6 protein-coding genes are annotated in these 12,611 nt (G+C 67.6%); all 6 read left to right on the top strand.

From position 1 onward, the window contains the following. Positions 1–113 precede the first annotated feature (113 nt). Positions 114–4,052, top strand: a complete 3,939-nt coding sequence (locus V5B60_RS03160; protein WP_332345579.1) for a YhdP family protein — start codon at positions 114–116, stop codon at positions 4,050–4,052. A gap of 31 nt (positions 4,053–4,083) precedes the next feature. Beyond that, positions 4,084–4,929 (top strand): carbon-nitrogen hydrolase family protein, encoded by an 846-nt coding sequence (locus tag V5B60_RS03155; RefSeq protein WP_332345578.1) that lies wholly within the window; start codon positions 4,084–4,086, stop codon positions 4,927–4,929. 39 nt (positions 4,930–4,968) lie between these two features. Then, positions 4,969–6,417, top strand: a complete 1,449-nt coding sequence (gene tldD, locus V5B60_RS03150) for a metalloprotease TldD (RefSeq protein ID WP_332345577.1) — start codon at positions 4,969–4,971, stop codon at positions 6,415–6,417. Positions 6,418–6,519: 102 nt separating this feature from the next. Next, positions 6,520–8,184, top strand: coding sequence for a mechanosensitive ion channel family protein (locus V5B60_RS03145; RefSeq protein WP_332345576.1), 1,665 nt, complete (start codon positions 6,520–6,522; stop codon positions 8,182–8,184). Beyond that, positions 8,181–10,196 (top strand): fused MFS/spermidine synthase, encoded by a 2,016-nt coding sequence (locus V5B60_RS03140; RefSeq protein WP_332345574.1) that lies wholly within the window; start codon positions 8,181–8,183, stop codon positions 10,194–10,196. Before V5B60_RS03145 ends, V5B60_RS03140 begins: the two co-directional genes overlap by 4 nt. Positions 10,197–10,581: 385 nt before the next feature. Next, positions 10,582–12,606, top strand: coding sequence for an NADPH-dependent 2,4-dienoyl-CoA reductase (locus tag V5B60_RS03135; RefSeq protein WP_332345573.1), 2,025 nt, complete (start codon positions 10,582–10,584; stop codon positions 12,604–12,606). Positions 12,607–12,611: the final 5 nt, after the last annotated feature.

Here is a 12,611-nt window from a genome sequence, read left to right as displayed (position 1 = left end):
GCGGTGCGGCAAAGCCGTTACAATGGGATATTGGCGAACTCGACCGGGTACCCCGACATTCTAGTGACGCGCACCGACTGTTGGCAAAAGTCTCTCCGCGCGAGCCCACTCTGATGCGGCAGGAGGAACTGCGCCCGGCGGTCTACCATCGCCTGCACCGTCTCGTGCCCTTCGTCTCGCATCCGGCGGTGCGCACCGGCTGGCGCTGGGCCGTGCGCGCCGCCCTCGTGCTCTACTTCGCCTTCGTGCTGCTGGTGCTTGGCCTGCGCTACCTGATCCTGCCCAACATTGAGCACTATCGGCCGGAAATCGAACGTGCGGCTGGCCAGGCGCTCGGCCTCTCGGTCGCCATCGGCGGCATCGAGGCGAGCTGGGCCGGTCTCAATCCCGATCTCGTCCTCTCCGACGTGCGCATCGCCGATGCCCGGGGCCAGCCCGCGTTGGCCTTCTCGCGCGTCGAGAGCGTGCTGTCCTGGTCCTCGCTGCCGCGGCTGCAGTTGCGCCTGCGCCTGCTGCGCATCGATGAGCCGACGTTGCATCTGCGGCGTGACCACGACGGCCGCTTCTTCGTCGCCGGCATCGCCGTCACCGAGGATGACAGCGATGGAGGTGTCGTGGACTGGGTCCTGGCGCAGAAACAGATTCGCGTCAATGGCGCAACGGTGCTCTGGGAGGACGCCAGACCCGGCGCCCCGCCACTGGTACTGGAAGACGTCAACCTGGCGCTCGACAATGACGGCCGCCACCACCGCTTCGGATTGACCGCGCTGCCGCCTGCCGAGCTGGCGTCGGCGATCGACCTGCGCGGCGACTTCCGCGGCAGGGACCTGGAGAACGCCGCCAGCTGGAAAGGGGAGGCCTTCGTCCAGGTCGACTACGTCGATCTCGCTGCCTGGCGGGCATGGATCGACTATCCTTTCGCGCTGCCGCATGGTCGTGGCGCGATACGCGCGTGGGCAGGCTTTGCCGAGGGGGCGCTGCAGAACCTCACAGCCGACCTGTCGCTCGCCAGCGTCAACCTACGGTTGGCCAGGAACCTGCCGGAACTGGCTCTGGATCGGCTCTCCGGGCGTGTCGCGGCACATTTCCTGGCCGCGGGCATGCGCCTTGACGGACGTCGCGTCGAACTCCTCGCCCAGTCGCCGGCGCCAGCGGTGGCTGCCGATGCCGCCGCAGCGGGACCGCCGGAGCAGGCAGGCGGACTGCGCATCGAGCCGACCGATTTCCACCTCGAATGGCAGCAGGAGAAGGCGCCGAGCGCTTCGCTGCGCGGCAGTGCGACGGCGACAGCGGTGGACCTCGGCGTCCTTGGCGGACTGGCCGCCTACCTGCCGCTCGACCCGCAGTCGCGCCGCCTGCTCGACGACTTCGCGCCGCGCGGCCGCATTGGCGACCTGCACGCCAGCTGGCGCGGCAGCTCCGAGGAGCTGCAGGCCTATTCGCTGCAGGCTTCGTTCGCCGACCTCGCGTTGCGACCGGTGCGGCAGTTCCCCGGCGCCAGTGGCCTGTCGGGCTCGCTCGACGCCAGCGAGAAGGGCGGTGCCGTGCAACTGCGCTCGCGGCAGGTGCGTGTCGAGCTGCCGCAGGTCTTTCCCGAGTCGGCGATCGCCCTCGACACGCTGCACGCGCAGGCGAAGTGGAAGGTCAGCCAGGGTCGGCTCGAGGCCGAGCTGTCACGTGCCGAGTTCGCCGGCGCCGACGCGGCCGGTTCGGCGCAGGGAACTTACCGCAGCAGTCCGGACGGGCCGGGCAGCATCGACCTGACGGCTGCGCTGACGCGTGCCGAAGCGACCGCGGTCTGGCGCTACCTGCCGGCGGCGATCAACGTCGATGCCCGCCACTGGGTGCGCGACGCGCTGCTGGCGGGAACCGCCAGCGAAGCCCGGCTGATCCTCAAGGGCGATCTGGCGCACTTCCCCTTTCTCGACCGCAAACAGGGACAGTTCCTCGTCACCGTCAAGGCGCAGGATGTCGTCCTCGACTACGGTACCGGCTGGCCGCCGATCACGAGCATCGATGCCGACCTGCGTTTCGAGGGCAACGGCATGGTGGTGCAGGCGCGCCACGGCACGATTCTCGGTGCGACGCTGGCGCAGACGCGGGCCGAGATCCCGGATTTCGACGCACCGGTGAGCACGCTAAAGCTCAAGGGCCACGTCGCCGGGCCAACCGCCGAGTTCCTCAAGTTCATCGACCAGAGTCCGGTGGCAGCGCAGATCGACCACTTCACCGAGAAGATGAGTGCACGCGGAGCAGGCCGGCTGGAAATCGGTCTGGTCATTCCGCTCGAGGAGGCGCGGCTCGGCGATTCGAAGATCGACGGCACCTATACGTTCCAGGCCAACGAGGTCGTCGTCGACCCTGTGCTGCCGCCGTTGCAGCAGGTGAAGGGCAACCTGCAGTTCTCGGAACGGGACCTGCGTGTCCCCGGGATCAACGCGACGCTTTTCGGCGGCCCGCTGCGCATCACCGGGGGCACCGAGTCCGGCAGGGTGCGGGTGCTGGCAAGCGGCTCGCTGCTGGTCGACGATCTGCGCCGGCACATCGGCTCGCCCGTACTCGCCGCTTTCGCCGGCGGCACCGCCTATCGCGCCGAGATCCGGTTGCGCAAGCGCGATGTCGACGTCCTGGTGGACAGTGATCTGCTTGGCGTCAGCTCGACCCTGCCGGCGCCGCTTGGCAAGTCTGCCAGCGAAGCGATGCCCCTGCATTTCGAGAACGGACTGCTGCCGGCGGCCGCTGGCGGCCAGGCCATCGTCCGCGATCAGGTCCGTGCCACCCTCGGCGACGTGCTCAGCGTGCAGCTGGTCCGCCGCAGGAAAGACAGCGAGGCACAGATCGAGCGCGGCATGATCGCGATCGGCCGGCCGGCCGCGGCGCTGCCCGAGCGCGGGCTCAATGTCGGCATCAGCGCGCGCAGCCTCGATCTGGACGCCTGGCAGAGCCTTCTCGGCGGTGGCCGGAAGAGCGCTGAGGTCGCCGCGACCGGCTTCCCGGTCGCCGTCGATGTCAGGGCTGACGAACTCGTCGTCATTGGTCAGACCTACACCGGCGTCGGTGTTGGCATCACCGGCATCACGACGCGCTGGCGCGGCAATGTCGAGTCGGAGCAGGCGATCGGCAGCTTCCAGTGGGACGGCAGCGGTGCCGGCAGGTTGAAGGCGCATTTCAGCAAGTGGCGGCGTCCCGACAGGGTGCGCAGCGATACCACCAGCCGCGAGCCGCTCAAGGAACTGCCGGCGCTCGACGTCATCGTCGATGATTTCACCATCGGGCAGAAGCGCTTCGGACGCCTCGAGGTGCAGGCGCACAACGACGGCGGCATCTGGCGCCTGGACCGCATCGATCTGCGCAACCCGTATGGCAGCCTGGCGGGCAGTGGGCAGTGGCAGCTCACTGCAGGGAACCGGACGCAGCTCGATTTCGCCCTCGAGAGCGGCGATGTCGGGCGTCTGCTCGACCGCCTCGGCTACGGTGGCACGATACGCGGCGGCAAGGCGGCGATGAAAGGCCGCATCGGCTGGACCGGCGCGCCGACCGAGCTGGACCATGCAACCCTCGCTGGCGACATCCAGGTCGAGGCAAGCCACGGCCAATTCCTCAAGGTCGATCCCGGCGTCGGCAAGTTGCTCGGGCTGATCAGCCTGCAGGGGCTGCCGCGACGCTTCACCTTCGATTTCGGCGATATCTTCAGCGAGGGTTTCGCGTTCGACGGCATCACCGGCAGCATCGCGGTCAAGAGCGGCGTCATGCACACCGATCGGCTGCAGATCAGCGGCCCAGCGGCGCGCGTCGTCCTCAGCGGCGACGCTGACCTGAAAAATGAGACGCAGCGCCTCGAAGTCAGCGTCCAGCCCGATCTCGGCAGCAGTGCGGCGCTCGGCGTGGCGGTGATCAACCCGCTGGCCGGCGTCGCGACGCTGCTCGCCGACAAGATCCTGCAGGGGCCATTGAGCAAGGCCTTCAGTTTCGACTACCTGGTCACCGGCAGGTGGGACGACCCCAAGGTGGAGCGCCTGTCGCGGCCGCCGGCGGTCGCGACGACGCCGTGACCGAAACCAACTCAGCCGAGTGGAGCCCACCATGAAGCCACACCCCGACGAGCGGCTGCCGGCAGCGCCAGCCACCGGCGTCCTCCGCGTCGCCGCCCTGCAGATGGTGTCGACGCCACGCGTCGACGAGAATCTGCGCACCGCCGCGGCGCTGATCAGTGAAGCCGTTGCACAGGGCGCCGAACTGCTCGCGCTGCCGGAATACTTTGCCATCATGGGAATGACCGATGGCGACAAGTTGCAGTTGCGGGAGGCCGATGGACATGGCCCGATCCAGGATTTTCTTGCCGCCAGTGCGCGCGAACACGCGGTCTGGCTGATTGGCGGCTCGCTGCCGCTGCTTGCGGGCAGTCCCGACAAGGTGCTCAACTCCACGCTGGTCTACGATCCGCAGGGGCGGCGTGCCGCCCGCTACGACAAGATTCACCTCTTCGGCTTCCAGCAGGGCAGCGAGCGTTACGACGAGAGCACGACCATCGAGGCTGGCCGCCAGCCGGCAGCCTTCGTCACGCCTTTCGGCCGCGTCGGTCTGTCGATCTGTTACGACCTGCGCTTTCCGGAGCTTTATCGCGCCATCGGTGTCACAGATTTGCTCGTCGTGCCAGCGGCCTTCACCGAGACGACCGGCCGTGCCCACTGGGAGATCCTCCTGCGCGCGCGGGCGATCGAGAACCAGTGCTACGTGCTGGCGGTTGCCCAGGGTGGCCGGCACGAGAACGGCCGCGAAACGCACGGCAACAGCATGCTCATCGACCCCTGGGGGACGATCCTCGATCGCAAGCAGAAAGGACCCGGCATCGTCATCGGCGACCTCGCAAGAAGTCGCCTGGATGAGGTCCGAGCCAGCCTGCCGGCACTCGCGCACCGTGTCATGTAGACGTCGGCGGCAGAAAACCGCAGCAAACAGGGAAACCGAATGACCAACAGAGCCCAGACCCTTCTCGCGCAGGCACGCAAGACCCTGCTCACGCCCTATGGCCTCGATGTCGCCGACCTGACGCCGGTGTTCGGCAGGATCATGGCGCACCAGGTCGATTATGCCGATCTCTACTTCCAGTACAGCCGTTCCGAAGCCTGGAGCCTTGAAGAGGGCATCGTCAAGAGCGGCAGCTTCAGCATCGACGAAGGCGTTGGCGTGCGTGCCTTGGCCGGCGAGAAGACCGCTTTCGCCTATTCGGACGACATCAGCAGACCGGCGCTCGACGCCGCCGCCGCCGCCGTGCGGGCGATTGCCGGCGCCGGGCAGGAACGGCGCGTGCCGGCGCTGAAGAGGAGCACGGCGCACCGCCTCTACCTGCCGAACGATCCGCTGGCTTCACTCGATGCGGGCAGCAAGGTCAGTCTGCTGGAGCGGCTCGAAGCGCTGGCGCGTGCTGCCGACCCGCGGGTGACGCAGGTCATGGCGCACCTCGCCGGCGAGTACGAGGTGGTCCTGGTCGCCGGCAGCGATGGCCGCCTGGCAGCCGACGTGCGGCCCCTGGTGCGGGTCTCGCTGACGGTCATCGTCGAACAGGGCGGAAAGCGTGAACAGGGGTCGGCCGGCGGCGGTGGACGCACCGACTACGGCTTCTTCACCGATGCGGTGCTGCAGGACTACGCGCGCGAAGCCGTACACCAGGCCGTCACCAACTTGGCGGCGCGACCGGCGCCGGCCGGGACGATGACCGTCGTCCTTGGTGCCGGCTGGCCCGGCATCCTCCTGCACGAAGCCGTTGGCCACGGACTCGAGGGCGACTTCAACCGCAAGGGCAGCTCGACCTTCGCCGGTCGCATCGGTAGCCGCGTCGCCGCCAGCGGCGTGACGGTCATCGACGACGGCACGATCGCCGGCCGGCGCGGTTCGCTGAACATCGACGACGAAGGCAATCCGACGCAGCGGACGGTGCTGATCGAGGACGGCATCCTGCGGGGCTACATGCAGGACAGCCTCAACGCGCGCCTGATGGGCGTCGCGCCGACTGGCAACGGTCGCCGCGAATCCTTCGCCCACCTGCCGCTGCCGCGCATGACCAACACCACGATGCTCAACGGCGAGTCCACTCCGGAAGAGATCATCCGCTCGGTGAAGAAAGGAATCTACGCGGTCAATTTCGGCGGCGGACAGGTCGACATTACCAATGGCAAGTTCGTCTTCTCGATGTCCGAGGCCTACCTGATCGAAGACGGCCGCGTGACCACGCCGGTCAAGGGGGCGACCCTGATCGGCAGCGGCCCTGAGGCGATGACGCAGGTGTCGATGATCGGCAACGACATGCGCCTCGATCCGGGCGTCGGCACCTGCGGCAAGGAGGGACAGAGCGTGCCAGTCGGTGTCGGCCAGCCGACCCTGCGCATCGACGGCCTGACGGTCGGCGGCACCGCCTGATCATTGGCCGGTCGCGATCGGCGCTCGCGGCAAAGCCATGCTGCCGGGCAGGGGCTATAATCGCAGCCCAGTCCAGACCGTCACCCACCTGCCGTCATGATCATGAAGCCGTTCTGCTGCCGGCTGTCCGCCGGCTTCGCCCTCTTCGGGCTCCTCGCCAGCCTGTTCCTTGCCAGCCTGCCGGCGGCCGCCGCCGCTGCCGGCGAGGCGCGTCCGGCAGAGGCGACGCTGCACTACCATTTCCGGCCGATCGTCACCCTCCGCGCGACCTTGGTCGGCGCCAGCCCGGAGTATCGCGTGCGCCGCGCCCTCGCGCGCATCGATGCCCTGCCGGCGGCGCAGATGCAGCAACCGATCGAACTGACGCCGTTCTCCATCGACAGTCGGCGGGGAATCAGCCTGCACATCGGTGAATCGGTGCTCTTCGGCATCGTCGACGGCGACCTCGACCCCGAGGAGAAGATTTCGCTCGAGGCGGCTGCCCGCCGCAGCGCCGACGAACTCCACACGGCCCTGCTGGCGGTCAGCGAGCAGCGCCGGCCGATGGTACTGGTCAAGGGGATTGGCCTGTCGCTGGCGGCGACCGCCATCGCCCTGCTGCTGCTGTGGCTGATTCGCCGCACCACCGCGTTCATCGTCCGTCACTTCGAAAAGGTCATCGACGCGCATCCCGAGTCCAGCGGCTTCCGCTGGGCGCGGCATGGCTGGGCGCTGGTGCAGCGGATCGCGCAGCTGCTGATGGGCTTTCTCTGGCTGAGCGTCGCCTACCTCTGGCTGACCTTCGTCCTCGCGCGCTTCCCGTTGACCGAACCGCTTGGCGACCGCCTGACCGGCTTCCTGTTCGGCCTGTTGGAAACCATCGGCATCGGCTTTATCGAAGCCGTACCGGCGCTGACCACCGCCCTCGTCATCCTCTTCCTGACCAAGGCCTTCAACGACGCCCTCGGCAACTTCTTCAAGGCGGCAAGGGCCGGGCGCGTGCATGTGCACGGTCTGCACCCGGAGACCGTCAACGCTACCCACCGCATCTGCACCATCATCGTCTGGGGCCTCGGCATCGCCGTTGCCTATCCGTTCATCCCGATGTCCGACAGCGATGCCTTCAAGGGACTGTCGGTGATGTTCGGCTTCATGTTGACGCTCGGCTCGGCCGGCATCGTCAACCAGTTGATGAGCGGTCTCGTGCTTGTCTACTCGCGCGCGCTGTCGGTCGGCGACTTCGTCGACCTCGGTGAAACCGTCGGCGTCGTCAGCGAGGTCGGCGCGCTGTCGACCAAGATCATCAACATGCGCAACGAGGAAGTGACGATTCCCAACGCCGTGCTCGTGGGCAATCCGATCAAGAACTACTCGCGCCTGGCCGGCGCGCGCGGGACGCTGGTGTCGACCAAGGTGACGATCGGCTATGACACCCCGTGGCGGCAGGTGCACGCGCTGCTCATCGCCGCGGCCGAGCAGACGCCGGGCCTGCGCGCGTTGCCGAAGCCCTTCGTCTATCAGCGCGGACTCGGCGATTGGTACGTCGAATACGAACTCTTCGCGCACATGGACAAGCCGCTCGAGCGGGTACCGGTGCTCTCCGCACTGCACGCGAACATCCAGGATCAGTTCAACAGCTACGGCGTGCAGATCATGTCGCCGCATTTCGTCATGCAGCCGGCGAGCAACGTCGTCGTCCCGCGCGAGAGCTGGCATGCGGCACCGGCGGCAGCGGAGGCTGCAGGGCCGGCGACGGAAACGGCGCCGCAGCCGGGAACACCGGCATGATCAGCTTTGCGGTTACCGTCTTCCTCTCCGCCTTCCTGCTTTTCCAGATCCAGCCGATCATCGCCAAGATGATCCTGCCCTGGTTCGGTGGCTCGTCGTCCGTGTGGAGCACCTGCCTCGTCTTCTTCCAAGCTGCGCTGCTGCTCGGCTACCTCTATGTTCACCTGCTCCACGAGTGGCTGTCGCCACGCCGTCAGGTCATCGTGCACGGCGTGCTGCTGTTGCTCAGTCTGGCGACGCTGCCGGTGGTCGCCAACCCGGCCTGGAAGGACGTCGCCTTTGCCAGCCCGACGTGGAACGTCCTCGCCGTCCTCGCGACGACGGTCGGCATGCCCTACCTGCTGCTGTCCACCACCGGGCCGCTGATGCAGGCGTGGTATGCGCGCTCGTTCAACAGCATGATGCCGTACCGGCTTTATGCGCTGTCGAACCTGGCGTCGATGCTCGCGCTGCTCTCCTACCCAGTGCTCGTCGAGCCCTTCTTCGTCGTCGTGCAGCAGGCACATGCCTGGTCGGTTGGCTACGTCTTCTTCGTCGTCGCCTGTCTGGCCAGCGCCTGGCAGTCGTGGAAGGGTGTCTCGAGCGAACTCGAGCGCCGCCCGGCCAGTTCGGAGCCAGTCCCGCGGCCGCCGCTGCGCGAGTGCCTGCTGTGGATCGGCCTGGCGATGACCGCCTCGATCCTCCTCCTCGCGCTGACCCGCCACCTGACGCAGGACGTCGCGCCGGTCCCCTTCCTCTGGGTGCTGCCGCTGAGCATCTACCTGCTGAGCTTCATTCTCTGCTTCGATGCGCCGCGCTACTATCATCGTCGGGGCTTCCTGATCGCGCTGCCGATCGCCTTCATTGCCCTCGATCAGGTTCTCGCCGAAGTCGGCATGCCGGTGCCGTTGCTGGTCAGCCTGCTTTGCGGCGCTCTCTTCGTTTTCTGCATGGTCTGTCATGGCGAGCTGGTGCGGCGGCGACCGCCGGTGCGTCACCTGACGCTGTTCTACCTGATGCTGTCGATCGGCGGCGCGCTCGGCGGCAGTCTGGTCGGTCTGCTCGCGCCGGCGCTGTTCAACGCCTACTTCGAGCTGCCCATCGGCCTCTTTCTCTGTGCCGTGCTGGTGATCATCGTCCTCTGGCCGCAAGCCAGGCCGATCTGGCGCTGGCTGTTGCTCGCGGCCCTCGCCGTGTATGGCTGCCGGCTGGTGGGGCTATCGGTCGATTATGTCGAGGATTACCGGCGCGTGATGCGCAACTTCTACGGCCAGCTGCGGATTTCCGACGTCAGCGAGGAAGATCTCGGCATCAAGCGCAAGCTCCTGCACGGACGCATCAACCACGGCGAGCAGTTCATCGCCACCGAGCACAGTCGGCGGCCAACCGCTTATTACTGCGAGCGTTCGGGAATCGGCCAGGCTCTGCTCAGCCTGCCGACCGAGCGGCCACGCAGGATCGGCGTCGTCGGCCTCGGTGCCGGTACCCTCGCGACCTACGGCCGCGAGGGCGACGAGATGCGGCTGTACGAGATCGACGACCAGGTCCTCGAGCTTGCGCGCAGCGAGTTCAGCTACCTGGCGGCAAGCCGGGCGCGCATCGTGCCGGTGCTCGGCGACGGGCGCCTGATGCTCGAGGGCGAAGCACCACAGGCCTTCGACCTGCTCGCCATCGACGCCTTCTCCGGCGACTCGATCCCGGCGCACCTGCTGACGCTCGAAGCGATGCAGTCCTACCTGCGGCACATGAAGGGCGACGGCATCCTCGCCGTGCACATCACCAACCGCTACCTCGACCTGCAGCCGGTGGTCGCTGCCGCCGCCGCGAAGCTCGGGCTGAGCGTCCTCGTCGTCGATCTCGAACCGGCTGACGGCGACGTCTTCTGTCGCCGTTCTCTGTGGGCGCTGCTCGTCCGACCCGAGCGCGCGGCGAGCCTGCAGGCGGCGATCACCAGTGCCCGGCCGCTGTCGCCGCGGCCCGGTTTCGCGGCGTGGACGGACGGTTTCTCGAATCTGCTCGGGATTCTGAAGTGAGGCGGTGCCAGCGGATGGCCGGCGGCGGGTGATCAGGCCGCTGAACTTGTGATGCCGGGAATCCTGCGCAGGTCCTGGCGAACACCATTGATCCGGCCACCGGCGAGCGATGTCTGAAACCGGTGCGAGTTCGATTGTTCGGTGCGGGTGAAGACGAGGCCGTGTCGCTGCCGCGATACCTGCAGGACGCCTGCCTGGCCCGCCTCCGCCACAGCCACCCTGCCGCCGTGGCCCCGGCTTCGCCGTCTCCGGGCGGCTTCCCGTCGCGGCCGCAGCAGCCACGCACTTGCACCCCGCAAGCCGATCGTCGATAATCGAACAAGCGCCTGCTTGCCCAAACTTTGATCGCCCAGCCCTCGACTACCTGTCCCAGGAGATTCCCTGCATGCACCATTACGCCTATCCCCATCTGCTCGCCCCGCTCGACCTCGGTTTCACGACGCTGAGGAATCGCGTCCTGATGGGTTCGATGCACACTGGTCTCGAAGAGGCGCCGCAAGGTTTCCGCCGTCTCGCCGCGTTCTATGCCGAGCGCGCGCGCGGCGGCGTCGGCCTGATCGTCACCGGCGGCATAGCGCCCAACCAGGAAGGGGTCGTGATGCCCGGCGCGGCGGCGCTGGAGAACGAGGCACAGGTGGTCAAACACCGCCTGGTCACCGACGCGGTGCATGCGGCCGGCGGCAAGATCGCCATGCAGATCCTGCACACCGGCCGCTACGCCTACCATCGCGGCGCGGTTGCGCCGTCGCCGTCGCAGGCGCCGATCTCGCCGATTCGCCCGCGTGAGCTGAGCGCCGAGGACATCGAGCGGACACTCGACGATTACGCCCGCTGCGCCGGGCTGGCCCAGGCGGCCGGTTATGACGGGGTCGAGGTGATGGGCTCGGAAGGCTACCTGATCAACCAGTTCATCGCCCGCCAGACCAACTTCCGCGAGGATGGCTGGGGCGGCAGCTTCGAGAACCGCATCCGCTTTGCCCTCGAAACGGTGCGCCGGGTGCGGGCAACGACCGGGCCGAATTTCATCATCATCTTTCGCCTGTCGATGCTCGACCTCGTCGAGGGTGGCAGCACCTGGGACGAGATCGTCGCACTCGCCAAAGCGGTCGAGGAGGCCGGCGCAAGCATCATCAATACGGGCATCGGCTGGCACGAGGCGCGCATCCCGACGATCGCGACGATGGTGCCGCGCGCTGCCTTCGTCTGGGTGACGAAGCGGCTGATGGGGCAGGTGGGCATCCCGTTGGTGACCACCAACCGCATCAATGCGCCAGAGGTGGCGGAGGAGGTGATCGCTTCCGGTTGTGCCGACATGGTGTCGATGGCACGCCCCTTCCTGGCCGATGCCGAGTTCGTCAACAAGGCGGCGGCCGGCCGTGCCGACGAGATCAACACCTGCATCGCCTGCAACCAGGCCTGTCTCGACGAGATCTTCGAGGGTCGGCTGACCTACTGCCTGGTGAATCCGCGGGCGTGCCGCGAGACCGAGCTGGTGATCGCGCCGGCGCCGGCGCCGAAACGGATCGCCGTCGTCGGTGCCGGACCGGCCGGCATGGCCTGCGCGCTCACCGCCGCCGAGCGTGGCCACTGGGTGACGCTGTTCGACGCGGCGCCGGAAATCGGCGGCCAGTTCAATCTCGCCCGCCGCATTCCCGGCAAGGAGGAGTTCGCCGAGACGCTGCGCTATTTCGGTCGCCGCCTCGAAAGAGTCGGCGTCTCGCTGCAGCTCGGCAGGGAGTGCACCGCCGCCGAGCTGGCGGATGCCGGCTTCGAACATGTCGTGCTGGCGACCGGCGTCGTGCCGCGGCGGCCCGACCTGCCGGGGATCGAACACGAGAAGGTGATTTCCTACATCGACCTGATCGAGGGCTATCGCGTTGCCGGCGAGCGTGTGGCGATCATCGGCGCGGGTGGCATCGGCTTCGATGTGGCCGAGTTCCTGACGCATGTCGAGGACGATCGCGATGAACTCGAGCGCTTCCAGAGCGAGTGGGGAATCGACGCCGATTTCGCCAATCCGGGTGGCCTCAAGGCACCCACCGGCGACCGTGGCCGGCGCCAGGTCTGGCTGTTGCAGCGCAAGGCGGCAAAGGTCGGCGATGGTCTGGCCAAGACGACCGGCTGGATTCGCCGCACCCTGCTCAAGAAGCGCGGTGTGCAGATGCTCGCGGGGGTCAGCTACGAGCGCATCGACGACGCTGGACTGCACATCGTCGTCGATGGCCAGCGGCAGTGCCTGCCGGTCGACCATGTCGTCGTCTGCGCCGGCCAGGAACCGCGGCGCGAACTGGAGGAGGGGTTGCGTGCCGCCGCCGTACCGGTGTCGCTGATCGGTGGCGCCGACGTTGCCAACGAGCTCGACGCCAAGCGTGCGATCGACCAGGGCACCCGCCTGGCGGCGACGCTCTGAGCTGG

The organism is Accumulibacter sp. (assembly GCF_036625195.1).
Lineage (GTDB): Bacteria > Pseudomonadota > Gammaproteobacteria > Burkholderiales > Rhodocyclaceae > Accumulibacter.
This window is presented reverse-complemented; position numbering and strand designations above follow the sequence as displayed.